A 26,464-nucleotide genomic window follows, 5' to 3' on the forward strand; every position below is an offset into this window, starting at 1 on the left:
AGCTACCTCGCCGGCCTCCACCTGCGCGCTTCATTGATCTGGATCAAGGACCTCACCCGGACCAGCCCTTGATCACAACCGAATACGCGCCCTAGCCGCCGCTGTCCGCACACGTCCCACAGCAGGGTGCCGAGCAGCACCGACGCGGTGTAGTAGGTGTAGACGCTGGGGTCCAGGAGGATGCGGGCGTTCGCGCCCAGCAGGACGACCCCCGCCCAGCGTCCGCGCCACACCGCGACCGCGCCGAGCGTGAGACCGAGCGCGGCCTGGGCCGGCCGGGCCCAGTCGGGCGTCTCGGGGTCGTTCGCGCCCAGCCAGCGCAGCGCGGACGCCGGGTTGTTGGGGATCGTGAACTTCGCGGCGGCGAAGGAGTCCGGGGCGACGAGGAAGAACGGCAGCCAGGCGACGGCCACCAGGCCCGCGCACCACAGCACCGCGCGCAGCCAGCGGTCCCTGGGCAGGGCGAGGATCAGCGGCAGGAACGCCAGCGCGGTCGGCTTGGAGTCCATGGCCAGGGCCAGACAGGCGCCGACGGCGGCGGGGTTGCAGCGGGTCAGGAACCACACGGCCAGCGCGGTGAAGAACAGCGCGAGCACGTCGTCGAGGTGGCCGAAGCGGACCGACACCTCGATCCACATGGGGATGAAGGCGAGCCCCGCGATCAGGACGCGTTGCCGCAGCCGCTGATGGTTGGTGCCGGTGCCGAGGAAGTGCGTCGCGGCGCTGCGCCCGGCGAGGACCAGGATCACCAGGCCCAGCACGGACATGAACGCCGCCGCCAGGAACTGGCCCGTGTGCTCCGAGAAGGGGTTGAACAGCCCCGCCACCAGGAAGCTGATGGGACCCATCTGGAGCTCGGGGTGGTGGGCGTAGAGATTGAGCCCGCCGGTGCCGTCGCCCGACGAGCCCTGGTAGATCAGCTCGCCGCCGGTGCGCAGGTAGTGCCAGGAGAACCCGCCGTTCGGCTCCACCACCGCGAACCACAGGACGGTCCACGCGGTGAGCAGCAGCAGATGCATCCTTGTGCTGACTTCAGGTATCCGCACAACGCTCCCGTGTCCGCCGCCCGGAACGGCTCCGGGCATGAGTCCCCGGCCGTCAGATGACGACGGGGGACGGGAGGTTGTGCTGTGCGCGGGCTGTGTGACTCACCTCATGGTTTGCCGGTGACGGTCCGTAGAACGGTCCGTCAGCTCTCCACGGCCACCGGGCCAGAATGCCGCCGAGCGTCTCGCCCGCGCCCTCGTCGGCCATGGACAGCCCCAGGAAGACGAACATCACCGCGCACAGGGCCAGCGTGACCAGGTGGGCGACCGGCTGGAGGAAGGTGTAGAGCGTCTCCAGGACGCCCTTGCCGCTGTAGTGGCGCGAGGAGACGATGCGCGGCGCGTAGCGGACGCACTGCAGATTGCCCTGCGCCCAACGGGTGCGCTGGGTGAGGAACCGGCGGCCGTGCGGCAGCCCCTCCTGGGAGACCCAGGTGTCGGCTATGTGGGATATCCGGTCACCACCCAGGATCATGTGCAGACCCAGCTCGTAGTCCTCCAGCAGGGCACCGCGCTGCCACGGGCGGCGCTCGGCGGCCGCGATGCGGTCCAGGGCCGAGAGCCGGGTGAACTGGCCGTTGCCGCCGAGACCGACGGAGCCGGTGCGGCCGCGCAACAGCTGCATCCCGGCGTTGGACACGGAGAACTCCATGTCCTGCATGCGCACCAGCAGCCGGGCGAAGGCATTGCGGACCCGGCCGCGGTCGGGCAGCGGGCGCGGGTCCTCGGTGTTCCGCATCCGGACGCTGACCTGCACGCCGCCGATCTCCGGGTCGCCGAAGCCGCTCGGGCCGCTGACCCGGGCCAAGGCCTGCGGGTCGAGCTGGCCGTCGGCGTCGATGACGCACACGACGACCCGCTCGCGGTCGGTGTTCCCGCCCAGGAACTGGTTCAGCTCGTCGTACGCGGCGTTGAGCGCCGCCCCCTTGCCGGTACGGGCGTTCGGGCGGTGCCGGCGCACGAGGTGGACCCGGCGGTCCGTCTCGGCCAGCTCCGCGACGATCGCGCCGGTCCGGTCGTCGCTGTCGTCGTCGATGACCCAGACGTGGGCGCCGGGGAAGTCGCTCCGCATCCGGCCGACGGTCGTGGCGACGACGGCCTCCTCGTCGCGGCACGGCACGAAGAAGTGCCAGTCGTGGCTCGCGGGGTCGCCGATGCCGGCCTCGGCTCGGCGCGTGTACGCGTGGCGGGCGCCGGCCCAGTACAGCAGGAAGCAGAGCAGGAGGAAGAAGGGGAAAACGAGCAGGAGGGGGTTGTCGAACATGTGGGGGAAGCTCCTGGGGGGGCAGCCCGTCCGGCGCTTGAGGACCGGGGTCCGGGGCGGAGCCCCGGGTACGGGAAGGGGCGGGGCGGGGGAGAAGGCCTAGGCCGCGGCGGCCAGTTGCCGCGGCGCGGTGACCGCCGTCAGCAGCGCGACGATCCGCTCCGAAGCCGACCCGTCCCCGAAGGGACTCGGCAGGGCCGCCAGGCGCTCCAGGCCCGCCGGGCCCTCCGCCAGGCGGCGCCGGGCGGCGCGCCCGATCTCCGTCCCCGGCTCGACGAGGTCCGCGAAGTCCGCCATCGCCTCCGGGCGCTCGGTCGAGCGGCGGACGACCACCAGCGGGCGTCCGAGGACCGTGCACTCCTCCTGGATGCCGCCGGAGTCGGAGACGAGCAGCGCGGCGTGCGCGGCCAGCGCGAGGAACTCGGCGTAGCCCAGCGGCGCGGTCACGAACAGCGGGGCCAGCAGCTCCGCCAGCCCGGCGGAGGCGATCCGGGCCCGGGTGCGCGGGTGCAGCGGCAGGACGACGGGGATGTCGGCAGCGAGGGCACCCAGCTCACCGAGGATCGCGCGCAGCGCCTCGGGGGAGTCGGTGTTCTCCGGGCGGTGCACGGTGGCCAGGACGAAACCGTCGGCGCGCAGCCCGTGGCGGGCCAGCAGCGCGGCCCGCTCGGGGGCGTCGGGGAGCTGGTTGCGCACGGCTTCGACGACGGTGTTGCCGGTGACGGCGATCCGCTCGTCGGCGATGCCCTCGGCGAGCAGATTGGCGCGGTTGTCCCCGGTGGCCGCGCACAGCACGTCCGCGATCCGGTCGATGAGGACGCGGTTGTGCTCCTCGGGCATGTTCCGGTCGTGGCTGCGCAGACCGGCCTCGACGTGCAGCAGCGGGATGCCGCGGGCGTTGGCGGCGAGCGCACCGGCGAGGGCGGCGTTGGTGTCGCCCTGGACGACGACGGCCAGCGGCGGCTCGGCGGCGAAGAGGGCGTCGAGTTGCGCGAGCGCCGCGGAGATCTGCACGGCCCGGGGGCGGCCGCCGATGCCGGTCAGGAAGGTCGGCTCGGGCAGGCCCAGCTCGGTCAGGAAGCGGCCCGACAGCTCCTCGTCGTAGTGCTGCCCGGTGTGGACGAGGTGCGCGGCGGGGCCGAGGAGACGCACGAGGTCGGTGAGCTTGACCAGCTCGGGGCGGGTACCGAGGACGATGGCGATGCTGCGCGGGGGCAGGGACACGAGAGGACTCCTGGGGCTGGCAGGCGGTGACAGCTCCAGAGCCTGTGGTGTGTCGGTTGCGCGTCGGGACGGTCGTCGGTTGCCGGACGGTTGCGAGCGCCGTGAGGGCGGCGAGTGGTGACTTCGGGCCCGTACGGACCCGGGACTTTTGGCCCGCGCGGGTCAGGGCCCTTCGGGCCCCTCCGGGTCCGGCCCGCCCTCACCCTCCCCGTTCGCGCGGTAGCGGTAGCCCAGCCCCCGGACGGCCTCCAGCGGGTCCGCCGCCTCGTCCCCGGCCGCCTGGCGCAGCTTCCGCCGCAGTCGCAACACCGCGAACTTCACCCGCTCCCGGCCCGTGCCCTGCGGGTCGTCCCACACCCGGTCGAGCAGCTGATCGGTGGTGATCACCCGGCCCCGGTTGCGGACGAGCACCTGGAGCAGCCGGTACTCGATGTCGCTGAGCCGCGCCTCGTGGCCCTGCCAGACCGCCGAGCGGCGGTCCGGCACCAGCCGCAGCCCGTCGTCGAAGGAGTCGCCGGCCCAGCGGGTGGGCGCGCTGCGGCGCAGCAGGGCCTCGACGCGGGCGAGCAGCTCGTCGTTGCCGAAGGGCTTGGGCAGGTAGTCGTCGGCGCCCGCCCGCAGGCCCCGGACCCGGTCGCTCTCGGCGCCGCGGGCGGTGAGCAGCAGTACGGGCAGATCGCTCAGGTCCCGGGTGCGCTCCAGCACCTCCCAGCCGTTGAGCTGCGGCAGCCCGATGTCCAGAACCATCAGCGCGGGCCGCTCGGCGAAGAGCAGCCGCAGCCCGTCGCGGCCGTTGTCGGCGTGGATGACCTCGTGGCCGGCCTGGCTGAGGAGGGTCCGCAGGGCGAGGGCGAGGTCGGCGTCGTCCTCGACGACGAGTACGCGCGTCATGCCGGTGCCTCTCCGGTAGCGGCCCCTCCGGCAGCAGTCTCTCCCGGAGCGACCGGAGCGACCGGAGCGGCCGGGGCGTCCGGCCCGGGACCGGCGACGGGCAGCCGGATCAGGAACGCCGCGCCCTCGCCCTCCCGGCCACCCGCCGTGATCGTGCCACCGTGCAGCTGGACGATGGTGCGGCTGATGGCGAGCCCCAGGCCGGTGCCGGGGTAGCCGCCGTGCTGCGCGTTGGGGGCCCGGACGAAGCCGGTGAAGATCTCCTCGCGGTACCGCTCGGGGATCCCGATGCCGGTGTCGGCGACCTCGATCTCCCAGTGGTCGCCCCGGGGCGCCGCCGTGACGGTGATCCGGCCGTCCGGCGGGGTGAACTTCGCGGCGTTCTCCAGCAGATTGACGAGCACGTGCCGCAGCCGGTGCCGGTCGCCGCGGAGAACGGGGCCCGGGGCGCAGTCCACCACGGTGAACACGCCCGGCCCCCGGCCCGTGCCGAACCGGTCCAGCACGGCGTCCTCCAGCATCCGGCCCACCTCCACGGGGCCGAATTCCAGGTGTGGCCCGGCGGCCCGCATCCGGGTGGTGAGCAGCAGATCGGAGATCACCCGCTGCATCCGCTCGGCGTTGCGCCCGATGGCGTCGAGGAAGGAGCGCTGGTCACCGGTCAGCTCCCCGAAGGCCGGGTCGGTGAGCAGCTCGCAGAAGCTGCTGATGGAGGAGAGCGGGGTGCGCAGTTCGTGGGAGGCGGCGGCGGTGAAGGCGTTGCGCTGCCGGGCCAGCTCGGTGAGGGCCAGGTTGTCCCGCTCGAGATCGCGCTCGCGCCGCTTGCGCTCGCTGATGTCGTCGAAGAGCCACAGGGCCCCGAGGTAGGCACCCTCGTGGCGCAGCGGTTCGACCTCGCGGCGGATGACGCGCCCGTCGTCGAGGGGAATCTCGGCCACCCGGTGGATGCGGCCGTGAGCCGGCAGCCCGTCGAGGGCGCGGGGGCCGGTGTGGTCGGCGGTGAAGAAGGCCCGTACGAGGGGGAGGAGCGGGCGCACGGGGGCGCCGGGGGAGAGGTCGGCCCGGCCCGCCAGATCGAACATGCGGACGAACTTCTGGTTGACCGCGAGCACCCGGTCGTCCGGGCTCTGCAGCAGCGCGCCCGGGGGCAGCGCCTCCAGGACGGCCCCGAGCCGCTCCCGGTCCTCGGACGCCATGTCGCTCACCCAGCTCTCCTCGGGCGGGGCCCGTACTGCGGTCACCGGAGATTTCGGAAAAACCGTATGTCACGAATCCCGGCCCCGCTTGGTGTGAACCGGCCCCCGGCGGCGGCCAGTCGGGCGGCGCGGGGCGCTCCCGGCGAGTGTGACCCCTGCCGCGCCAGCCCGTCCCCGGCCCCGCGCGCCGCCCCGGCTCCGTAGACTGGTCGGCGTGAGCGAGCGCCCCCTGAACGACGACCATGGCGACACGGAACCCGGTGCATCTGGCGGAAACGACCAGTTCGCCGAGATCGTCGAAGCCGAGACCGACCGCGACCCCGACCTCGCCGTGATCGAGGCGGGCAGCCGCACCCTGCGCGCCCAGGGCGGGCAGCCGCAGGGCGACGGCGTGCCGGCCCGCCCGGCCGACCCGGAGGTGGACCGGGAGCTCCGCGAGGTGGAGGCCGAGCTGGCGGGTCGCTGGGGTGAGACCAAGCTCGACCCGTCGCGGGTGCGCATCGAGGCCCTGATGGACATCCTGGGCCAGCCGCAGCGCGCCTACCCCTCGATCCACATCACCGGCACCAACGGCAAGACCAGCACCGCCCGCATGATCGAGGCCCTGCTGGGCGCCTTCGACCTGCGGACCGGCCGCTACACCAGCCCGCACGTGCAGTCCGTCACCGAGCGGATCAGCCTCGACGGCGCGCCGATCGCGGCCGAGCGCTTCATCGAGACGTACCGCGACATCCAGCCGTACGTCCAGATGGTCGACGACCGCGAGGAGTACCGGCTGTCCTTCTTCGAGGTGCTCACCGCGATGGCCTACGCGGCCTTCGCCGACGCGCCCGTGGACGTGGCGGTCGTCGAGGTCGGCATGGGCGGCACCTGGGACGCGACCAACGTCATCGACGCCGGCGTCGCCGTGGTCACCCCCATCTCCCTCGACCACACCGACCGGCTCGGCTCCACCCCCGGCGAGATCGCCGAGGAGAAGGCCGGGATCGTCAAGACCGATGCCACCGTCGTGCTGGCCCAGCAGCCGGTCGACGCGGCGCAGGTGCTGCTCAAGCGCTCGGTCGAGGCGGACGCCACGGTCGCCCGCGAGGGCATGGAGTTCGGCGTCACGGCCCGCGAGGTGGCGGTCGGCGGGCAGCTGCTGACCCTGCGCGGCCTGGGCGGCGAATACCCGGACGTCTTCCTTCCGCTGTACGGGGCACACCAGGCGCACAACGCCGCGGTCGCCCTGGCCGCTGTGGAGGCGTTCTTCGGGATCGGCTCCCAGCACGCCCGCACGCTCGACGTCGACACGGTCCGCAGGGCCTTCGCCTCGGTCACCTCGCCGGGCCGTCTGGAGGTCGTGCGCCGCAGCCCCACCGTCGTGCTGGACGCCGCGCACAACCCGGCGGGCGCGCGCGCCGCGGCCGAAGCGGTCAGCGAGGCGTTCGGATTCAGCCGACTTGTCGGTGTGGTCGGCGCCAGCGCCGACAAGGACGTCCGCGGTCTCCTGGAGGCCTTCGAGCCGATCTTCAACGAGATCGTGGTGACCCGGAACTCCACCCCGCGCTCCATGGACCCCGACGAGCTGGCGGGCGTGGCCGTCGAGGTCTTCGGCGCGGACCGGGTGCAGGTCGAGCCCCGTCTGGACGACGCGCTGGAGGCGGCGATCACCCTCGCGGAGGAAGAGGCCGAGTACGCCGGCGCGGGTGTGCTGGTGACCGGCTCGGTGATCACGGTCGGCGAGGCCCGGCTGCTGTTGGGAAAGGGCTGACATGAGAACGCTGTGCGCGAGCACCCTGATCGGTGAATTCTTCGTCATCGGTTTCGCCGGGCTGGTCGCCATGCAGACCTCCGACCTGTCCACCGGCACGGTCTGGGCGGTCAGCGGCACCGCGATGCTGCTGAGCGTGCTGCTGTGCGGCATGCTCACCCGGCCCGGCGGCGTACAGCTGGGCTGGCTGCTGCAGATCGGCCTGATCGCGAGCGGTTTCGTGGTCCCGATGATGTTCATCCTCGGGGTGGTCTTCGCCGGCCTGTGGTGGGCCTCGGTGCACTTCGGCCGCAAGGTCGACGAGGCGAAGGCCCGCTTCGCGGGCCAGGCCGCGGCGTAGGCCTGGCCGACGGATCTTCGGCTGCGGGCCGTCTTGCCGCCTGCGGCGGCGAGCGCCCTGCGGGCGCGTCCTCAAGCGCCGGACGGGCTTGATGTGGCTGAGCTCGGCTGCCAAGTCCGTCCGGCGCTTGAGGACACAGCACCGGCCGTGCACGGGCCGGCCCGGGCCTGGTTCGGGAGCGCACCCGCGCCCCTGTACTCTCTGCCGCACCACACCCTGCCTGCAAGGAGCCGCAATATGAGCCAGCGCACCCTCGTCCTTCTCAAGCCCGACGCGGTCCGCCGCGGCCTGATCGGCGAGATCGTCGGCCGGATCGAGCGCAAGGCGAACTGGACGATCAGCGCGCTGGAGCTGCGGACCCTGGACCGGGCGACGCTGGAGCAGCACTACGCCGAGCACGTCGGTCGTGAGTTCTACGAGCCGCTGATGGGCTTCATGGCCTCCGGCCCGGTCGTGGCGCTGGTCGTCGAGGGCGAGCGGGTGATCGAGGGCGTCCGCGCGCTGGCCGGTCCCACCGACCCGATCGCGGCGGCCCCGGGATCCATTCGTGGCGACTTCGGCACCATCACCCGGGAGAACCTCATCCACGCCTCGGACTCCGAGGAGTCCGCCCAGCGGGAAATCAAGATTTTCTTTCCCGGCCTCGCCTGATACCGCATCAGGCCCGCGCCCATTCTGATCAGGGGCGACCGATTTCTTTTCGGTCGCCCTCTGGCATATGCGCGGCGAACGAGGGAACCTCTCACTCCGACACGACGTCACCATTACTGGGGCGCGCTCGTGTTCCGCCGACAATGGCGGAGGAACCCTCGCACCGCGTTCGAGCGGTCGAGACTACGATGAAGCTTCCGCGCCCCGCAGCGCACCACACCTGCCGACCTCAAGTAAGCATTCGCTCCAGCTGGGAAGGCCAGACGTATCCTCATGGGGAACAACATGTCGTTCATCGGCCGTGACATGGCTGTCGACCTCGGGACCGCCAACACGCTGGTGTACGTCAGAGGTCGCGGAATCGTCCTCAACGAACCGTCCGTCGTCGCCATCAATACCAACACCGGCGGCATCCTCGCGGTCGGCTCCGAGGCGAAGAAGATGATCGGCCGCACCCCGGGCAACATCGTCGCCGTCCGCCCGCTGAAGGACGGCGTCATCGCCGACTTCGAGATCACCGAGCGCATGCTCCGGTACTTCATCCTCAAGATCCACAAGCGGCGCTGGATGGCCCGTCCGCGCGTCGTGGTCTGTGTGCCCTCCGGTATCACCGGCGTCGAGCGGCGCGCCGTGATCGAGGCCTCCACCCAGGCCGGCGCCCGGCAGGTGCACATCATCGAGGAGCCCATGGCCGCCGCGATCGGCTCGGGCCTGCCGGTCCACGAGGCCACCGGCAACATGGTCGTCGACATCGGCGGCGGCACCACCGAGGTCGCCGTCATCTCGCTGGGCGGGATTGTCACCGCGCAGTCCATCCGCGTCGCGGGCGACGAGCTGGACAACGCGATCATCCAGCACATCAAGAAGGAGTACAGCCTCCTCCTGGGCGAGCGCACCGCCGAGCAGATCAAGATCACCATCGGTTCGGCGTACGACCTGGAGCAGGACGAGCACACCGAGATCCGTGGCCGCGACCTGGTCAGCGGGCTGCCGAAGACCGTGGTGATCTCCGCCGCGGAGGTCCGCAAGGCCATCGAGGAGCCCGTCAATTCCATCGTCGACGCGGTCAAGACCACCCTCGACAAGTGCCCGCCCGAGCTGTCGGGTGACGTCATGGACCGCGGCATCGTTCTCACGGGCGGCGGCGCCCTGCTGCGCGGCCTCGACGAGCGGCTGCGCCGGGAGACCGGCATGCCGATCCACATCGCCGAGGACCCGCTGGACTCCGTCGCCCTCGGCTCGGGCAAGTGCGTCGAGGAGTTCGAGGCGCTCCAGCAGGTGCTCGACGCCCAGCCGCGCCGCTGACGCACGGCTGAGACCTCCCCCGCCCGGGAGCGGGGGAGGAACGTTGCTCCGCCCCCGGAGCGGCTTCCCGGACCCCTCTGCCGGGGGCCACCGGGGACCTTCGGGGGGTACGGCCCGAAGGCGCCGAAGGTCTTCGGCCGACCGCGTCCCGGCGCACCGGCACCGCCGGGAAACAACCTGATATACAGGCAGAACGCTCCCGATGACCGGCCCGGACCCGCAGCCCGGCCGGTCCGATGAGAAGGGCACGCCGCCGCACGTGAGGGACACACGAGAGAGCCGGCTGCTGCTGGTGCTGCTGGTCGCCATCGCTTTCGCGCTGATCACGGTGGACATCCGTGGTGGCGAGCGGTCCCCGCTCGACGGTGCCCGGCATGCCGCCGCCTCGGTCTTCGGCCCGGTCGAGGAGGGCGTCGCCTCCGCCGTCGACCCGGTCGGCAACGCCGTCGCCGCCGTCCGCGACTCCGGCGAACGCCACACCAGGATCAGCGAATTGGAGCGCGAGAACACCGCTCTGAAGCAGCGGCTCGGCAGCGACGACCGCAACCGCGGCCGGGTCCGCGACCTCGACGCCATGCTCAAGACCGCCGGAGCCGGCCAGTACGGCATCAAGGGCGCCCAGGTCATCGCCATAGGAGCGGCCCAGGGCTTCTCCTGGACCGTCACCATCGACTCCGGCGCCAACGACGGCATCAAGCGCGACATGACCGTCCTCAACGGCGACGGACTCGTCGGCCGGGTCACCACCGTCGGACCGTCCACCGCGACCGTCCTCCTCGCCAACGACCCCAAGTTCACCGTCGGCACCCGGATGGAGAAGACCGGCGAGATCGGCTTCGCCAACGGCCAGGGCGACCGCTCCCTGCGCGTCGAACTCCTCAACGGCAAGGCCGCCGTGCGCGAGGGGGACCGGCTCGTCACCTTCGGCTCCAGCAAGGACAAGCCCTTCGTGCCCGGCGTCCCCGTCGGCCGGGTCACCCGCGTCGAGCCCGCCGGCGGCGGACTGACCCGCACCCTCCAGGTCCGCCCCTTCGTCGGCTTCAGCAAGCTCGACGTCGTCGGGGTCGTCGTCCAGCCGCCCCGCACCGACCCGCGCGACACCGTCCTGCCGCCCAAGCCGGAAGCCCCCAAGCCGGCCCCCACGGTGACCGTCACGGTCACCCCCTCCGCGAGCGCCAAGCCCAGGGACTGAAGACCGATGCGCCTCAACCGGATCCTGCTCTCCACCGTGCTCGTGGTGGTCGCCCTCGTCGTCCAGGTCAGCGTCTTCGCCCGGCTCCACCTCCCCGGAGCCGTCCCCGACCTGCTGCTCCTCGTCGTCATCGGCCTCGCCCTGGTCTACGGCCACACCAGCGGCGCCCTCATCGGCTTCGCCGCGGGCCTCCTCGCCGACCTCGCACCGCCCGCCGACCACGCCACCGGCCGCTACGCCCTCGTGCTGTGTCTCGTCGGCTACACGGTGGGCCTCGCCCGGCCCGAGAACGGCCGGATGCGGTCGGCCACCGTCCCGATGCTCGTCGTCCTCGCCGCGGCCGTCGGCTCCACCCTGCTCTACGCGGGCGTCGGCTCCCTCGTCGGCGACACCGCCGCCCGCCATGTGGGGCTGACCGGCCTCGTCCTCACCGCCGCCCTGTACGACCTGCTGCTCGCGCCCTTCACCGTGCCGCTGATCATGGCGCTGGCGCGCCGCACCCACAACGACCCGCTCGCCGGCGACGGCTCCCCCGCGGGCGGCGAGGGCTCCTACGGCTGGCTCTCCGGCGGCCGGGCGAACCGCATCGGCAGCCAGCGCGGCGGGCTGCTGACCAAGTCGGCGAAGAACAAGTCCGGACGCATCAAGGGGGTCAAGCGACTGTGACGCAGCGATTCACCGGCAGCCGGCGGGAGGCGGGGACCCCATGAGCAACCTCCCCGAGACCGGGCGCACCTCGCGCGTCACCATCCGGCTCGTCGTCATCCAGGTCCTCGTCTTCTCCCTCCTGCTCACCCTCGGCGGACGGCTCTGGTACCTCCAGATCCGCAGCGGCGACCAGTACACGGCCGAAGCCGCCAACAACCACATCCAGCAGGTCGTCGCCCCCGCCACCCGCGGCTCGATCCTCGACGCCCGCGGCGTGCCCCTCGCCGACAACGAGACGCGCCTCGTCGTCTCCGCCAGCCGCACCGACCTGATGAAGATGAAGGACAAGGGCAAGGGCGTCCTCACCCGCCTCGCGGGCATCCTCGAACTCAAGCCCGAGGACGTCGCCGCCAAGGTGCGGCTCTGCGACGCCAAGACCCCCCAGCCCTGCTGGGCCGGCTCGCCCTACCAGCCCATCCCCATCACCGACGAGGCCACCACCCAGCAGGCCCTGCAGATCCGCGAGCGCGCCGAGGACTTCCCCGGCATCACCGCCGAGCCCACCGCCGTCCGCCGCTACGCCGGACCCGGCGGCTCCAACACCGCCCAGGTCCTCGGCTATCTCTCGCCCGTCACCGACGACGAGATCACCAAGGCCAAGGACAGCCGCTCCCCGCTGCTGCGCTCCGACCAGATCGGCCGCTCGGGTCTGGAGCGCCAGTACGACACCGAGCTGCGCGGCAAGGCCGGCGTCACCCGCTACGAGGTCGACAACCTCGGCCGTGTCATCGGCAAGGCCAAGAGCGACAAGGCCGAGCCCGGCGCCAACATCGTCACCAGCGTCGACGCCCGTGTGCAGGCCATAGCGGAACGAGAACTGGACCAGGCGATGAAGGACGCCCGCAAGGAGATGGACCGCAACACCGGCGTCAACTACAAGGCCGACGCGGGCGCCGTCGTGGTGATGGAGTCCAAGACCGGCCGCGTCGTCGCCATGGCCTCCAACCCGACGTACGACCCCAACGCCTGGGTCGGCGGCATCTCCGCCAAGGACTACCAGGGGCTCACCGGCAAGGACTCCAACTTCCCACTGCTCAACCGGGCGATCCAGGGCCAGGCCGCCCCCGGCTCGGTCTTCAAGGTCATCTCCGCGACCGCCGCCGTCAACGCCGGCTACTCCTTCACCGACAACTACAACTGCTCCAGCTCGTACAGCATCGGCAACCAGGTCTTCAAGAACTTCGAGTCCAAGGGCTACGGGCCCATCGACCTCGGCCGGGCCCTGGAGGTCTCCTGCGACACCGTCTTCTACGACCTGGCCTACCGCCAGTGGCAGAAGGACGGCGGCAACAACCCCAAGCACCCGGCGGACTGGTTCTACAAGACCGCCCACCAGTTCGGCCTCGGCAAGCAGACCGGCATCGACCTGCCCAACGAGGTCCGCGGCCGCGTCCCCGACCGCGACTGGAAGAAGAACTACTGGAAGTCCAACAAGGACGCCTGGTGCAAGCAGGGCAAGAAGGACGACGACAGCTACGCCGGGAAGATCGCCAAGGAGAACTGCGAGTCCGGCATGCGGATGCGCGCCGGTGACTCCGTCAACTACTCCATCGGCCAGGGCGACACGCTCGTCACCCCCGTCCAGATGGCCACCATCTACGCCGCCATCAGCAACGGCGGCACCCTCTACAACCCCACCGTCGGCAAGGCCGTCGTCAGCCCCGACGGCAAGCGGGTCGAGGAGATCAAGCCCCGGTCCCACGGCAAGCTGCCCTTCGACCGCAAGACCCGCGACCAGCTCGACCGCGCCCTGGCCGGTGTCGCCACCAACGGCAGCGCCGCCTGGCGGTTCGGCGGCTGGCCGCAGAAGCAGATCCCGATGCACGCCAAGACCGGTACCGCGGAGGTCTACGGCAAGCAGACGACCTCGTGGTTCGCGACGTACACCGAGGACTACACCATCGTCATGACGATCTCCCAGGGCGGCACCGGCTCCGGCGCCTCCGGCCCGGCCGTACGCAAGATCTACAACGCGCTCTACGGCGTCGACGAGAAGGGCGGGATCGACGCCAAGAAGGCGCTGCTGCCCAGGCCCGAGGCGAAGCTCCCGAAGATCCAGAAGGACGGGACCATCGAGGCCCAGGCCATTCCGAGCCCGCCCGCCCGCAAGGAGGAAGAGAAGGACGGCACGGGACAGAAGCCCGCAGCGGCGGGCTCCACGGAAAAGCCGGACGACCCGGACTCCGCCCGGAAACCGGACGACCCCGACTCCACGGAGAAGCCCGACCCGGCGGCGGCAGGGGGGCAGGACGAGTGAGCACCACCGACGGCTACAAAGTCCGCCGCTACAGCCCCGAGCGCGGCACCTGGGGCAAGCTCACCGCCCGCGACTCCGTCGTCCGCAGGCTCGACTGGGTCATGCTCTTCGCCGCGCTCGCCCTGTCCGGCATCAGCACCCTGCTCGTCTACTCCGCCACCCGCGGCCGTACCGAGCTCAACCACGGCGACCCGTACTACTTCCTGCTGCGTAACATCCTCAACACCGGCATAGGGCTCGCGCTCGCCGTCGGCGCGGTCTGGCTCGGCCACCGCGCCCTGCGCGGCGCCGTCCCCATCCTGTACGGCATCTCCGTGCTGCTCACCGCCGCCGTGCTCACCCCGCTCGGCGCGACCATCAACGGCGCCCGGTCCTGGATCCAGCTCGGCGGCGGCTTCTCCATCCAGCCCTCCGAATTCACCAAGATCACCATCACCCTCGGGATGGCGATGCTGCTGGCCTCCAAGGTCGACGCCGGCGACCGGCTGCACCCCGACCACCGCACCGTGATGGAAGCCCTCGGCCTGGCCGCGCTCCCGATCGTCATCATCCTGCTGATGCCCGACCTCGGCTCGGTCATGGTCCTCGTGGTGATCGTGCTCGCCGTGCTGCTCTCCTCCGGCGCCTCCAACCGCTGGATCGCCGGACTGCTCGGCACCGGCGTCCTCGGCTGCGTCCTCATCTGGCAGCTCGGCGTGCTGGACGAATACCAGATCAACCGCTTCGCCGCCTTCGCCAACCCCGCCCTCGACCCGGCGGGCGTCGGCTACAACACCAACCAGGCGCGCATCGCCATCGGCTCCGGCGGCCTCACCGGCTCCGGCCTCTTCCGCGGCAGCCAGACCACCGGCCAGTTCGTGCCCGAACAGCAGACCGACTTCATCTTCACCGTCGCCGGCGAGGAGCTCGGCTTCGTCGGCGCGGGACTCATCATCGCCCTGCTCGGCGTCATCCTGTGGCGCGCCTGCCGCATCGCCCGCGACACCACCGAGCTGTACGGCACGGTCGTGGCCGCCGGCATCATCGCCTGGTTCGCCTTCCAGTCCTTCGAGAACATCGGCATGACGCTGGGGATCATGCCCGTCACCGGCCTGCCCCTGCCCTTCGTGTCCTACGGAGGCTCGTCCATGTTCGCCGCCTGGATCGCCGTCGGACTCCTGCAGTCCATCAAGGTGCAACGTCCCGTATCGGCCTAGTGCCTGACCGGCGGTGTCCTCAAGCGCCGGACGGGCTCGGCGGCTGAGCCCAGCTGAAACCGGCCCGTCCGGCGTTTGAGGACGCGCCCGCAGGGCGCTCGCCGCCGCAGGCGGCACAGCGGTCGGCAGCCGAAGTCCCGCCGGACATGCCCGCGGCCTGTCGGCCCGGCCCCCCACGCATTAGATTCGCCTCATGGCGGACACCGTGCGAGAGATCGAGCGGAAATACGAAGCCGAAGACAGCGCGGCCGCGCCCCGGCTGCCCGACCTCAGCGAGGTGGCGGGCGTCGCGACCGTCGCCGAGCAGGAACCGGCGGAGCTGGACGCCGTCTACTACGACACCGACGACCGCCGACTGGCCGCCGCGGGCATCACCCTGCGCCGCCGCACGGGCGGCACCGACGAGGGGTGGCACCTCAAGCTCCCCGTCGCCCCCGGTACCCGCGACGAGATCCGCGCCCCCCTGTCACCCGACGTCCCCCGCGCCCTCGCCGCCCTCGTCCGCTCCCGGACCCGCCACGCGCGGCTCGCCCCCCTCGTGCGGATCGTCTCCCGCCGCGAGGTCCACCTCCTCCTCGACGAGCACGGCGGGGTCCTCGCCGAGGCGAGCGCCGACGCGGTCACCGCCACCCGGCTCCCCGACGGCGGCCGCACGGCCCACTGGACGGAATTCGAGCTGGAGCTCGGCAAGGACACCGACCCCGGCTTCCTCGACACCGTCGAACCCCATCTGCGGGCAGCGGGCCTGCACACCTCGAAGGCCCCCTCCAAGCTGTCCCGCGCTCTCGCCGAGACCGACCCCGAACCTCCGGTGCCCGAAAAACGGAAGCGACGCCCGGACCGGCCCGGCAAGCCCACCGCCGGTGACCACGTCCTGGCCTACGTCCGCACCCAGGCCGAAGCCGTCGTCACGGGCGACCTCGACGTCCGGCGCGACGTCGACGACTCCGTCCACCAGATGCGCGTCGCCACCCGCCGGTTGCGCAGTGCCTTCCGCACCTTCGGCAAGGTGCTCGACCGCGAGGTCACCGACCCGATCGGGGCGGAGCTCAAATGGCTCGCCCGAGAACTGGGTGTCGACCGGGACCGCGAAGTCCTCTCCGCCCGCCTGCGTGAACGCGTCGACGAGGTCCCGGACACCCTCGTCCTCGGCCCCGTCCGCGCCCGGCTGCGCCGCTGGGCCGCCGCCCGCCACGCGGGCGCGCGCGGACGCCTGGACTCCGTCCTCGACAGCGAGCGCTACCTCACCCTCCTCGACACCCTCGACGCGCTCCTCGCCGACCCGCCCCTGCTCCCCGCCGCCAGCGACGCCCCGCGCAAGACCATCGCCAAGGCCGTCCTGCGCGACTACCGCCGCCTCGCCCGCCGCGTCGAGCACGCCCTGGCCACCGAGGCCGGACCCGGCCGCGACACGGCCCTGCACGAGGCCCGCAAGGCGGCCAAGCGCGTCCGCTACGCCGCCGAGGCCGCGAAACCGGCCCTCGGCAAGCCCGCGAAGCGCTTCGCGCGGCGGATGAAGTCCGTCCAGAGCCTGCTGGGCGAACACCAGGACAGCGTCATGGCCCGCGAAGCGCTGCGCGCCCTCGCGATCCAGGCGCACGCGGCGGGGGAGAGCACCTACACGCTCGGGCTGCTGCACGGCCGCGAGGAAGCCCTCGCCGCCGCGTACGAGCGTGAGCTGCCGGATGTGTGGCAGAAGGCGTCCGCGCAGCGGCACCGGGCCGCGCTGCGGGCGTGACCGGCCCCCGATGGTGGTGCCCGTTCGCTGTGGGAGAGCGGGTACCGGTCCTCGCGTACGCTAGAGAGTCGCCCCCTGCCAGCTCCCGAAGGTCGAGATGTCTGTCGAGTCCGTCTTCCCACAGCTCGAAGCCCTGCTCCCGCACGTGCAGAAGCCCATTCAGTACGTCGGTGGAGAGCTGAACTCCACCGTTAAGCCCTGGGACAGCTGTGACGTCCGATGGGCGCTCATGTACCCCGACGCCTACGAGGTCGGACTGCCCAACCAGGGCGTCATGATCCTTTACGAGGTCCTCAACGAGCGCGAGGGCGTGCTCGCCGAGCGCACCTACAGCGTCTGGCCCGACCTCGAAGAGCTGATGCGCGAACACCGCGTCCCGCAGTTCACCGTGGACGCGCACCGCCCGGTCAAGGCCTTCGACGTCTTCGGCCTGAGCTTCTCCACCGAGCTGGGCTACACCAACATGCTCACCGCCCTGGACCTCGCGGGCATCCCGCTGGAGGCCAAGGACCGCACGATCGACGACCCGATCGTCCTCGCGGGCGGCCACGCGGCCTTCAACCCCGAGCCGATCGCGGAGTTCATCGACTGCGCGGTCATCGGCGACGGCGAGCAGGCCGTCCTGGAGATCACCGAGATCATCCGGGCCTGGAAGGCCGAGGACCGCCCCGGCGGCCGCGAGGAGCTGCTGCTGCGCCTCGCCAAGACCGGCGGCGTCTACGTCCCGGGCTTCTACGACGTGGAGTATCTGCCCGACGGCCGTATCGCCCGTATGGTGCCCAACCGCTCCGGCGTGCCGTGGCGGGTCTCCAAGCACACCGTCATGGACCTCGACGAGTGGCCCTACCCCAAGCAGCCGCTCGTCCCGCTCGCGGAGACCGTCCACGAGCGGATGTCGGTGGAGATCTTCCGCGGCTGCACCCGCGGCTGCCGTTTCTGCCAGGCCGGCATGATCACGCGCCCCGTGCGGGAGCGAAGCATCACCGGCATCGGCGAGATGGTGGAGAAGGGCCTGAAGGCGACCGGCTTCGAGGAGGTCGGCCTGCTGTCGCTGTCCTCCGCGGACCACACCGAGATCGGTGACATCGCCAAGGGCCTCGCCGACCGCTACGAAGAGGACAAGATCGGCCTCTCCCTGCCGTCGACCCGCGTGGACGCCTTCAACGTCGACCTCGCCAACGAGCTGACCCGCAACGGCCGCCGCTCGGGCCTGACCTTCGCCCCCGAGGGCGGCTCCGAGCGCATGCGCAAGGTCATCAACAAGATGGTCTCGGAAGAGGACCTGATCCGTACGGTCTCCACCGCGTACGGCAACGGCTGGCGCCAGGTGAAGCTGTACTTCATGTGCGGCCTGCCGACCGAGACCGACGAGGACGTCCTCCAGATCGGTGACATGGCGGTCAACGTCATCGCCGAGGGCCGCAAGGTCTCCGGGCAGAACGACATCCGCTGCACGGTCTCCATCGGCGGCTTCGTGCCCAAGCCGCACACCCCCTTCCAGTGGGCCCCGCAGCTCTCCGCCGAGGAGACCGACGCGCGCCTGGCGAAGCTGCGCGACAAGATCCGCGGCGACAAGAAGTACGGCCGCTCCATCGGCTTCCGCTACCACGACGGCAAGCCCGGCATCATCGAGGGCCTGCTCTCGCGCGGCGACCGCCGCGTCGGTGCCGTGATCCGCGAGGTCTACGAGTCCGGCGGCCGTTTCGACGGCTGGCGCGAGCACTTCTCCTACGACCGCTGGATCAAGTCCGCCGAGAAGACGCTGCCCCCGCAGGGCGTCGACGTCGCCTGGTACACCACGCGTGAGCGCACGTACGAGGAGGTCCTGCCCTGGGACCACCTGGACTCCGGTCTCGACAAGGACTGGCTCTGGGAGGACTGGCAGGACGCGCTCGACGAGACCGAGGTCGAGGACTGCCGCTGGACGCCGTGCTTCGACTGCGGTGTCTGCCCGCAGATGGACACCTCGATCCAGATCGGCCCGACGGGCAAGAAACTCCTGCCGCTCACGGTCGTCAAGTAGCACGCGAAAGCGCCCCGTGAAGGCCCCGCCGCACCGGCGGGGCCTTCACGCGTTCCGACCCACCGGGGCGCGCTCCCGCGTGGGGCACGTACTCTAGGTAGCAGTACGACCGCTCTCACGAAGGACTGAACGACACTGGGCAAGCGACAGCCCGAAGGTCCGCCGCCCGCACCTGTGGTGCAGCGCATTCGTCTGCGCTACACCAAGCGCGGCCGCCTTCGGTTCACCAGCCACCGCGATTTCCAGCGCGCCTTCGAGCGGGCCCTGCGCCGCGCCGACGTCCCCATGGCGTACTCGGCGGGCTTCTCCCCGCATCCCAAGGTGTCGTACGCCAATGCCGCACCCACCGGCACGGGCAGTGAGGCCGAGTTCCTGGAGATCCAGCTCGCCGAGTTCCGCGACCCGGGGCAGCTCAGGGAGCTGCTCGACGAGTCGCTGCCCGACGGGCTCGACATCACGGACGCGGTGGAGGCCCACACCTCCTCGTTCGCCGACCGGCTGCAGGCCTCCCTCTGGGAGCTGCGGCTCGACGGTGTCGAGGTGGCGGACGCCGAGCGGGCCGTGGCGGCCTTCCTCGCCGCGGAGACCGTCGAGGTCCAGCGCCGGACGAAAAACGGGTTGCGAACCTTCGACGCCCGTGGCGCGGTGGCCCGACTCGAAGCGCGGCAGGCCCCGGCCGATAGGCCCGGCGACGGTCCCTGTGCGATACTGCGGCTGGTTGTTCGGCATTTGACACCTGCCGTGCGACCCGACGACGTCCTGTCCGGTCTCCGCGCTACGGCCGACCTGGCGCCGCCGGTCCCCGCTGCGGTGACCAGGCTGGCGCAGGGGCTGCTCGATGAGGAGTCCGGCACGGTGACCGATCCGCTCGCGCCCGACCGCGACGCCGCCCCGGCCGCTCCATCCACGGCCGCCGGGCCGAGCGCCGCGAAGGTGCCGGAAGGTTCCGCGTAGGACGGCCGTCGTAGCGCCGCCGATCCACCAGGGAGCCACCCGGGTCCGGCAGGCGCACTGACCAGGAGACTTTCGCCGGTGCCGACAACTCGGCCCCGGCGAGCGAGACGACAGCTCCCGTGCGGCGACCGCGCCCCGGACGGCGGTACCGCGCACAACACGCGGACCGCCGGGTCGGATCACGACGCGGCGCCCGGGAGCGTGACGGGAGAACCGCCCGCATGCTCGAATCTATTGAGCCCACCGAGCCCGAGAACGCGCCCAGCGCACCCGGGAACAACTCCGACGCAAGCCCCAGCGACACGCTGCCGCCGCGCCGCCGCCGCCGTGCGGCGTCCCGCCCGGCCGGTCCGCCGGTGGCGGAGACCGCCGCCGCGCAGCCGGCCGTGACGGCCGCCGCGCCCGAGGCCGCTCCGGTCGAGGCCGCGCCCGTCGCCGAGACCCCCGCCGCCACCGAGGCGGCACCCCCGGCCCGTCCCCGTCGCCGTGCGACCCGCAAGGCGACGGCTCCGGCCGGTTCGCCGCGTGCCGCCGCTGCCGCGGAGACCGCCGCACCGGAGGCCGCTCCGGCCGCCGCCGTCGCCGAGGCCCCGGCCGCCGCCGAGCCCCTCGCGGAGCCCGCGGCCGAGGTCCCGGACAGCAAGCCGGTCCGTACGCGCCGCCGCGCGGTCCGCAAGGCAACCGCCCCGGCGGGTGCCCCGCAGTCCGCTGAGACGCCCGCCGAGCCCGTCGTCCTCGCCGAGGTCCCCGTGCCGCTGGCCATGGACGCCGCCGCCGAGTCGGCCGCCCCGGCCGAGGAAGCCCCGGCCGAGGAGGCCCCGGCCGCGAAGCCGGCCCGTACGCGCCGCCGCGCCACCCGTAAGGCCGGCTCCGCCGCCGCACCGGAGGCGCAGCCCGCCGAGGCCGTGGCACCGGTCGTGTCGGAGGACGCGGCCGAAGAGGCCGAGGAGGAGACCGAGGAAGCCGCCGTGGAGGCGGTCGCCGAGGAGGCGCCCGCCAAGCCGGCCCGTGCCGCCCGCGGCCGCCGTCGCGTCGCCCCCGGTGACGCCGAGGCCGCCAACCAGGCCCTCGAGGCCGCGAAGGCGGAGAGCCGCCGCGCCGCCGAGGCCACGGAGCCCGCAGCCGAGCAGGCCGAGCCCGCCGCCACCGGTGGCCGCCGTCGCCGTGCCGCCGCCGCGGACGCGGAGCCGGAGGCTCCCGCGCGAGGCCGTCGCCGCGCCGTGCGCCCGCCGACCGCCGTGTTCCAGGCGCCGGTGTTCGCCGAGCCCATGTTCCAGACCCCGGAGACCGCCGCCGCGGCCGCCGCCGCCTCCGTTCCCACGGAGGAGCAGCCCGAGGAGGAGCGCGCCGAGACCGAGCGGCCCGCCGCCGAGCGCGGTCGCCGTCGCCGCCGCCGTCGTGGTGAGGCCGCCGAGGCCGAGCCGGTCGTCGCCGAGGAGCGCACTCCCGTCGCGGAGCCGGTGGAGGACGTCCAGGAGGCCCCCGAGGCCGAGGACGCCGAGGACGCCGAGGACGCGGCGCAGGACGACGAGGAGTCGGGCGACCGCCCCTCGCGCCGTCGCCGTCGCGGTGGCCGTCGCCGCCGCCGTGGTGAGTCCGCCGAGGGCGAGGGCGAGGAGGAGTCCGAGCGCCGCGCCGAGGCCGACCAGGAGCCGGAGGCCGAGCAGGAGACCGAGTCCGCCGAGGCCGACGCCGAGGACGACGACGCGTACGGCTCCTCCAGCAGCCGCCGTCGCCGTCGCCGCCGTCGCCGCAGTGGCGACGCCGCGGAGGCCGAGGTCACCGGCGACGACCCGGAGCGCACGGTCGTGAAGGTCCGTGAGCCGCGTGAGTCCCGCAAGCGGGAGGAGCGCGAGCCCGGCACCGGTTTCGACGAGGTGCAGTCCATCAAGGGCTCGACCCGCATGGAGGCCAAGAAGCAGCGCCGCCGTGAGGGGCGCGAGCAGGGCCGCCGTCGCGTGCCGATCATCACCGAGGCCGAGTTCCTGGCCCGCCGTGAGGCCGTCGAGCGCGTCATGGTCGTGCGCCAGAGCGGTGAGCGCACCCAGATCGGCGTGCTGGAGGACAACGTCCTCGTCGAGCACTACGTCAACAAGGAGCAGGCCACCAGCTACGTCGGCAACGTATACCTGGGCAAGGTCCAGAACGTGCTGCCGTCGATGGAGGCCGCGTTCGTCGACATCGGCAAGGGCCGCAACGCCGTCCTGTACGCCGGTGAGGTCAACTTCGAGGCGCTCGGCATGGGCAACGGCCCGCGCCGCATCGAGTCCGCGCTGAAGTCCGGCCAGTCCGTGCTGGTGCAGGTCACCAAGGACCCGATCGGTCACAAGGGCGCCCGCCTGACCAGCCAGGTCTCGCTCCCCGGCCGCTACCTGGTCTACGTGCCCGAGGGCTCGATGACCGGTATCAGCCGGAAGCTGCCCGACACCGAGCGCGCGCGGCTGAAGCAGATCCTCAAGAAGATCGTCCCCGAGGACGCGGGCGTGATCGTCCGTACCGCCGCGGAGGGTGCGAGCGAGGACGAGCTGGCCCGTGACGTGCAGCGGCTGCAGGCGCAGTGGGAAGAGATCCAGAAGAAGGCGAAGAGCGGCAACGCCCCGACCCTGCTGTACGGCGAGCCGGACATGACCGTCCGGGTCGTGCGCGACATCTTCAACGAGGACTTCTCCAAGGTCATCGTCAGCGGTGACGGCGCCTGGGAGACCATCCACGGCTATGTCGCGCACGTCGCCCCGGACCTCACCGACCGGCTGCAGAAGTGGACGTCGGACGTCGACGTCTTCGCCACGTACCGGATCGACGAGCAGCTGATGAAGGCGCTGGACCGCAAGGTCTGGCTGCCGAGCGGCGGCTCGCTGGTGATCGACCGGACCGAGGCGATGGTCGTCGTCGACGTCAACACCGGCAAGTTCACCGGCCAGGGCGGCAACCTGGAGGAGACGGTCACCAAGAACAACCTCGAGGCGGCCGAGGAGATCGTGCGCCAGCTGCGGCTGCGCGACCTCGGTGGCATCGTGGTGATCGACTTCATCGACATGGTGCTGGAGGCCAACCGGGACCTGGTGCTGCGGCGTCTGCTGGAGTGCCTGGGCCGGGACCGGACGAAGCACCAGGTCGCCGAGGTGACCTCGCTGGGTCTGGTCCAGATGACCCGTAAGCGGGTCGGCCAGGGCCTGCTGGAGTCCTTCTCCGAGCCGTGCGTGCACTGCAACGGCCGCGGTGTGATCGTCCACATGGACCAGCCGACGTCCGTCGGTGGCGGCGGCGGCGGTGGCAAGCGCGGCAAGAAGAAGGGCAAGGCCGGTGCCGGTCAGCCCGAGCACGACCACGTCCACGAGTACGCGGTGGAGGAGCCGGCCGAGCCGGCCCCGTCCGCCGAGGCCGAGGACGAGCTGCCCGAGCTGGAGCCCGTCGCGGTGACCGAGGCGGACCTCCAGCCGTCGGTCGGCGGTGACGAGGAGTGGTTCGGCAGCCCGACCGAGGCGAAGGCCGCGGCTTCGCGCGGTGGTCGTACGCGCCGTCGGGCGACCCGCAAGGCGTCCGCCCCGGCGGGTTCGCCGAAGGCGGCCGAGCAGCCGGAGCCCGAGATCGTCGTGGAGCCGGTCGCGCCGGCCCCGGCCCCCGAGCCGGTCGCGGAGTCCGTCGCCGAGCCCGTCGTCGAGCCGGCCCCCGAGGCGAAGGCCGAGGCCCCGGCGGAGGCCGGGACGGCAGCCGCCCCGGCCGCTCCCGTCCGTACGCGCCGTCGTGCGGTCCGCAAGGCGACGTCCCCGGCCGGTTCGCCCAAGGCGGCCGAGGAAGCGGCCGTGATGGTCGTGGAGACGCCCGCGAAGGCCGTGGCCGAGCCGGAGCCGGAGCCCGTCCGGGCCGAGGAGCCCGCGGCCCCGGTCGAGCAGGCCGAGCCGGTCGAGCCCGTCGAGTCCGCTGACGAGGCCGAGTCGGCGGCGCCCGCCAAGAAGACGGCCCGTAAGACGGCCGCCAAGAAGGCACCGGCGAAGAAGGCCACCACCGCGAAGAAGGCGACGGCGGCCAAGAAGACGACGACTGCCAAGAAGGCGACGACCGCCAAGAAGGCCACGAAGACCGCCGCGAAGACGGCGACGGCCAAGAAGGCCCCCGCGAAGCGGGCGGCGAAGAAGACGGCAGCCGCCTCCTCCTCCGCCGAGGACTGATGCGTTCGGGGTCCGGGTCCCTTACGGGGCCCGGGCCCCGGTTTGACCCCCTGGACAGGGCCCCGTAACCTTGTCCTTCGGCGTCTGTACGCCAACCCCTGAGCACATCCCTTCCGGTGAATTCCGGGAGAGGCCGCTCGTCCATTCGGATATACGCGGGCTTCACGCCCGCGTGAGCGGCTGGCATCAGAGGTCCCGATTACCAGCGAGAGAGTGAGATCCGCGTGTACGCAGTTGTGCGTAGCGGTGGTCGCCAGCACAAGGTTGCTGTCGGCGACATCGTCGAGGTTGACAAGATTTCCGACGGCAAGGTGGGCGACTCTGTCGAGCTCTCCACGCTGCTCGTGGTCGACGGCGAGTCCGTCACCAGCGACCCGTGGGTGCTGGCCGGGATCAAGGTCCAGGCCGAGATCGTGGACCACCACAAGGGTGCCAAGATCGACATCCTGAAGTACAAGAACAAGACCGGCTACCGCAAGCGCATTGGTCACCGCCAGCAGTACACGGCGATCAAGGTCACCGGCATCCCCACGGCTGCGAAGTAAGGGACTGAGACATGGCACACAAGAAGGGCGCATCGTCCACTCGGAACGGTCGCGACTCCAACGCTCAGCGGCTCGGCGTCAAGCGCTTCGGCGGCCAGGCCGTCAACGCCGGTGAGATCCTGGTCCGCCAGCGCGGTACCCACTTCCACCCGGGCACGGGCGTCGGTCGCGGTGGCGACGACACCCTGTTCGCGCTGGCCGCCGGTGCGGTGCAGTTCGGCACCCACCGTGGTCGCAAGGTCGTGAACATCGTCCCGATCGCTGAGTAATCAGCTTTTCGGCACGACATAACACCTTTCCGAGGGCGGGCCTGCTTTTTCCGGTGACGGGGAAGCCGGCCCGCCCTCGGCGTGTTTAGTAACAGAGACATCCCCGTATTCATCTGGAGGCACCGCAATGACCACCTTCGTGGACCGCGTCGAGCTGCATGTCGCCGCGGGTAACGGAGGCCATGGCTGCGCCTCCGTTCACCGTGAGAAGTTCAAGCCGCTGGGCGGCCCGGACGGCGGCAACGGCGGCCGTGGCGGCGATGTGATCCTGGTCGTGGACCAGTCGGTCACCACGCTCCTCGACTACCACCACAGCCCGCACCGCAAGGCCGGCAACGGCGCGCCCGGTGCCGGTGACAACCGCTCCGGCAAGGACGGCCAGGACCTGATCCTGACGGTGCCGGACGGCACCGTCGTCCTGGACAAGCAGGGCAACGTCCTCGCCGACCTCGTCGGTGAGGGCACGACCTTCATCGCGGGCCAGGGCGGCCGTGGCGGCCTCGGCAACGCGGCGCTGGCCTCGGCGCGCCGCAAGGCCCCCGGCTTCGCGCTGCTCGGCGAGCCCGGCGAGACCCGTGACATCGTCATGGAGCTCAAGACCGTCGCCGACGTGGCGCTGGTCGGCTACCCGAGCGCGGGCAAGTCCTCGCTGATCTCGGTGCTCTCCGCCGCCAAGCCGAAGATCGCGGACTACCCGTTCACGACGCTGGTCCCGAACCTGGGCGTGGTGACGGCCGGTTCGACCGTCTACACCATCGCGGACGTCCCCGGTCTGATCCCGGGCGCCAGCCAGGGCAAGGGCCTCGGCCTGGAGTTCCTGCGGCACGTCGAGCGCTGCTCGGTGCTCGTGCACGTCCTGGACACGGCGACCCTGGAGTCCGACCGTGACCCGGTCTCGGACCTGGACGTCATCGAGGCGGAGCTCAAGCAGTACGGCGGCCTGGACGACCGGCCGCGCATCGTCGTCCTCAACAAGATCGACATCCCGGACGGCCAGGACCTCGCCGACATGATCCGCCCGGATCTGGAGGCCCGCGGCTACCAGGTCTTCGAGGTGTCCGCCGTGGCCCGCACGGGCCTGAAGGAGCTCTCCTTCGCGCTGGCCGGCATCATCGGCGCGGCGCGCGCCGCGAAGCCGAAGGAGGAGGCGACCCGTATCGTCATCCGCCCGAAGGCCGTGGACGACGCCGGCTTCACCGTCACCCTGGGGGACGACGGCCTGTACCGCGTGCGCGGCGAGAAGCCGGAGCGCTGGGTCAAGCAGACCGACTTCAACAACGACGAGGCCGTCGGCTACCTGGCCGACCGGCTCAACCGCCTCGGTGTCGAGGACGCGCTGCTCAAGGCCGGTGCCCGGTCCGGTGACGGCGTCGCGATCGGCAGCGAGGAGAACGCGGTCGTCTTCGACTGGGAGCCGTCGATGGCCGCCGGTGCGGAGATGCTGGGCCGCCGTGGCGAGGACCACCGCCTGGACGCCCCCCGTCCGGCCGCTGTCCGCCGCCGCGACCGCGACGCGGAGCGGGACGAGGCGGACCAGGAGTTCGAGAAGTTCAAGCCGTTCTAGCGGAGGCTGCGGGGTGGCTGTGAGGCCGCCCCGCGTCCGGGCGGAGTCCGGGCAGCCGCGCGAGGCGTAGGTGCCCTCAGGCGCCGGGCAGGCTTATGACAAGCCTGCCCGGCGCCTGAGGGCCTTCGTGCAGGCCTGTACGGCCCCGTACGGCGCATGGGGAAGGCCCCGGGAGGAAA

20 protein-coding genes are annotated in these 26,464 nt (G+C 71.9%); 15 read left to right on the plus strand and 5 right to left on the minus strand.

What is annotated here, in order from left to right; genetic code table 11:
- Positions 1-2 precede the first annotated feature (2 nt).
- From ACZ53N_RS09580 to ACZ53N_RS09600, 5 genes are all read right to left on the minus strand, one after another.
- Positions 3-1,019 (minus strand): hypothetical protein, encoded by a 1,017-nt coding sequence (locus ACZ53N_RS09580; protein ID WP_469140364.1) that lies wholly within the window; start codon positions 1,017-1,019, stop codon positions 3-5.
- A gap of 79 nt (positions 1,020-1,098) precedes the next feature.
- A complete protein-coding gene (locus ACZ53N_RS09585) occupies positions 1,099-2,310 on the minus strand; it encodes a glycosyltransferase (RefSeq protein ID WP_469140365.1) in 1,212 nt (403 codons plus the stop codon).
- A 99-nt stretch (positions 2,311-2,409) separates the two neighbouring features.
- A complete protein-coding gene (gene wecB, locus ACZ53N_RS09590) occupies positions 2,410-3,534 on the minus strand; it encodes a non-hydrolyzing UDP-N-acetylglucosamine 2-epimerase (protein WP_469140366.1) in 1,125 nt (374 codons plus the stop codon).
- A 162-nt stretch (positions 3,535-3,696) separates the two neighbouring features.
- Complete coding sequence (locus ACZ53N_RS09595) at positions 3,697-4,425, minus strand: response regulator transcription factor (protein ID WP_469140367.1); 729 nt, start codon at positions 4,423-4,425, stop codon at positions 3,697-3,699.
- The gene (locus tag ACZ53N_RS09600) at positions 4,422-5,621 is read right to left on the minus strand and encodes a PAS domain-containing sensor histidine kinase (protein ID WP_469140524.1); all 1,200 of its coding nucleotides are present in this window, start codon (positions 5,619-5,621) and stop codon (positions 4,422-4,424) included. Before ACZ53N_RS09600 ends, ACZ53N_RS09595 begins: the two co-directional genes overlap by 4 nt.
- A 214-nt stretch (positions 5,622-5,835) precedes the next feature.
- Here ACZ53N_RS09600 and folC point away from each other — a divergent pair, with 214 nt between their 5' ends.
- From folC to obgE, 15 genes are all read left to right on the plus strand, one after another.
- On the plus strand, positions 5,836-7,374 hold the full coding sequence (gene folC, locus ACZ53N_RS09605) for a bifunctional tetrahydrofolate synthase/dihydrofolate synthase (protein ID WP_469140368.1): 1,539 nt from the start codon (positions 5,836-5,838) through the stop codon (positions 7,372-7,374).
- Position 7,375: 1 nt separating this feature from the next.
- Positions 7,376-7,714, plus strand: coding sequence for a DUF4233 domain-containing protein (locus tag ACZ53N_RS09610; RefSeq protein ID WP_390151709.1), 339 nt, complete (start codon positions 7,376-7,378; stop codon positions 7,712-7,714).
- Positions 7,715-7,951: 237 nt separating this feature from the next.
- Positions 7,952-8,365, plus strand: coding sequence for a nucleoside-diphosphate kinase (gene ndk / locus ACZ53N_RS09615; RefSeq protein ID WP_130877723.1), 414 nt, complete (start codon positions 7,952-7,954; stop codon positions 8,363-8,365).
- Positions 8,366-8,650: 285 nt separating this feature from the next.
- Positions 8,651-9,670, plus strand: a complete 1,020-nt coding sequence (locus ACZ53N_RS09620; protein WP_130877877.1) for a rod shape-determining protein — start codon at positions 8,651-8,653, stop codon at positions 9,668-9,670.
- Positions 9,671-9,929: 259 nt separating this feature from the next.
- A complete protein-coding gene (gene mreC, locus ACZ53N_RS09625) occupies positions 9,930-10,862 on the plus strand; it encodes a rod shape-determining protein MreC (protein ID WP_469140369.1) in 933 nt (310 codons plus the stop codon).
- A 6-nt stretch (positions 10,863-10,868) separates the two neighbouring features.
- A complete protein-coding gene (gene mreD / locus ACZ53N_RS09630) occupies positions 10,869-11,528 on the plus strand; it encodes a rod shape-determining protein MreD (protein WP_469140370.1) in 660 nt (219 codons plus the stop codon).
- A 40-nt stretch (positions 11,529-11,568) separates the two neighbouring features.
- Positions 11,569-13,827 carry a penicillin-binding protein 2 gene (gene mrdA, locus ACZ53N_RS09635; RefSeq protein ID WP_469140371.1) on the plus strand — a complete coding sequence of 753 codons (2,259 nt, stop codon included), beginning with the start codon at positions 11,569-11,571 and terminating at the stop codon, positions 13,825-13,827.
- Complete coding sequence (gene rodA / locus ACZ53N_RS09640) at positions 13,824-15,023, plus strand: rod shape-determining protein RodA (RefSeq protein ID WP_469140372.1); 1,200 nt, start codon at positions 13,824-13,826, stop codon at positions 15,021-15,023. The genes mrdA and rodA overlap by 4 nt, the downstream gene beginning before the upstream one ends.
- 193 nt (positions 15,024-15,216) lie before the next feature.
- On the plus strand, positions 15,217-16,761 hold the full coding sequence (locus ACZ53N_RS09645; protein WP_469140373.1) for a CYTH and CHAD domain-containing protein: 1,545 nt from the start codon (positions 15,217-15,219) through the stop codon (positions 16,759-16,761).
- Between the two features lie 97 nt (positions 16,762-16,858).
- Entirely contained in the window at positions 16,859-18,784 is a 1,926-nt protein-coding gene (locus tag ACZ53N_RS09650; protein WP_469140374.1) for a TIGR03960 family B12-binding radical SAM protein, read from the plus strand.
- 177 nt (positions 18,785-18,961) lie between these two features.
- Positions 18,962-19,738 carry a TIGR03936 family radical SAM-associated protein gene (locus ACZ53N_RS09655; protein ID WP_469140375.1) on the plus strand — a complete coding sequence of 259 codons (777 nt, stop codon included), beginning with the start codon at positions 18,962-18,964 and terminating at the stop codon, positions 19,736-19,738.
- 221 nt (positions 19,739-19,959) lie between these two features.
- Positions 19,960-23,907: an Rne/Rng family ribonuclease gene (locus tag ACZ53N_RS09660; protein WP_469140376.1), complete on the plus strand. Its 3,948-nt coding sequence runs from the start codon at positions 19,960-19,962 to the stop codon at positions 23,905-23,907.
- 224 nt (positions 23,908-24,131) lie between these two features.
- On the plus strand, positions 24,132-24,452 hold the full coding sequence (gene rplU / locus ACZ53N_RS09665) for a 50S ribosomal protein L21 (RefSeq protein ID WP_130877714.1): 321 nt from the start codon (positions 24,132-24,134) through the stop codon (positions 24,450-24,452).
- A gap of 11 nt (positions 24,453-24,463) precedes the next feature.
- A complete protein-coding gene (rpmA, locus tag ACZ53N_RS09670; RefSeq protein WP_116211787.1) occupies positions 24,464-24,721 on the plus strand; it encodes a 50S ribosomal protein L27 in 258 nt (85 codons plus the stop codon).
- 127 nt (positions 24,722-24,848) lie between these two features.
- Positions 24,849-26,285 carry a GTPase ObgE gene (obgE, locus tag ACZ53N_RS09675; protein ID WP_469140377.1) on the plus strand — a complete coding sequence of 479 codons (1,437 nt, stop codon included), beginning with the start codon at positions 24,849-24,851 and terminating at the stop codon, positions 26,283-26,285.
- The last annotated feature ends 179 nt before the right edge of the window (positions 26,286-26,464 follow it).

The sequence above is a fragment of the Streptomyces sp. NPDC033229 genome, from assembly GCF_055576875.1.

Bases quoted from the DNA above. Each gene is read 5' to 3' on its own strand.
- ACZ53N_RS09580 (WP_469140364.1), bottom strand. From the start codon at position 1,019: ATGCATCTGCTGCTGCTCACCGCGTGGACCGTCCTGTGGTTCGCGGTG.
- ACZ53N_RS09585 (WP_469140365.1), bottom strand. From the start codon at position 2,310: ATGTTCGACAACCCCCTCCTGCTCGTTTTCCCCTTCTTCCTCCTGCTC.
- ACZ53N_RS09595 (WP_469140367.1), bottom strand. From the start codon at position 4,425: ATGACGCGCGTACTCGTCGTCGAGGACGACGCCGACCTCGCCCTCGCC.
- ACZ53N_RS09600 (WP_469140524.1), bottom strand. From the start codon at position 5,621: ATGGCGTCCGAGGACCGGGAGCGGCTCGGGGCCGTCCTGGAGGCGCTG.
- ACZ53N_RS09610 (WP_390151709.1), top strand. From the start codon at position 7,376: ATGAGAACGCTGTGCGCGAGCACCCTGATCGGTGAATTCTTCGTCATC.
- ndk (WP_130877723.1), top strand. From the start codon at position 7,952: ATGAGCCAGCGCACCCTCGTCCTTCTCAAGCCCGACGCGGTCCGCCGC.
- ACZ53N_RS09620 (WP_130877877.1), top strand. From the start codon at position 8,651: ATGTCGTTCATCGGCCGTGACATGGCTGTCGACCTCGGGACCGCCAAC.
- mreD (WP_469140370.1), top strand. From the start codon at position 10,869: ATGCGCCTCAACCGGATCCTGCTCTCCACCGTGCTCGTGGTGGTCGCC.
- mrdA (WP_469140371.1), top strand. From the start codon at position 11,569: ATGAGCAACCTCCCCGAGACCGGGCGCACCTCGCGCGTCACCATCCGG.
- ACZ53N_RS09645 (WP_469140373.1), top strand. From the start codon at position 15,217: ATGGCGGACACCGTGCGAGAGATCGAGCGGAAATACGAAGCCGAAGAC.
- ACZ53N_RS09650 (WP_469140374.1), top strand. From the start codon at position 16,859: ATGTCTGTCGAGTCCGTCTTCCCACAGCTCGAAGCCCTGCTCCCGCAC.
- ACZ53N_RS09660 (WP_469140376.1), top strand. From the start codon at position 19,960: ATGCTCGAATCTATTGAGCCCACCGAGCCCGAGAACGCGCCCAGCGCA.
- rpmA (WP_116211787.1), top strand. From the start codon at position 24,464: ATGGCACACAAGAAGGGCGCATCGTCCACTCGGAACGGTCGCGACTCC.
- obgE (WP_469140377.1), top strand. From the start codon at position 24,849: ATGACCACCTTCGTGGACCGCGTCGAGCTGCATGTCGCCGCGGGTAAC.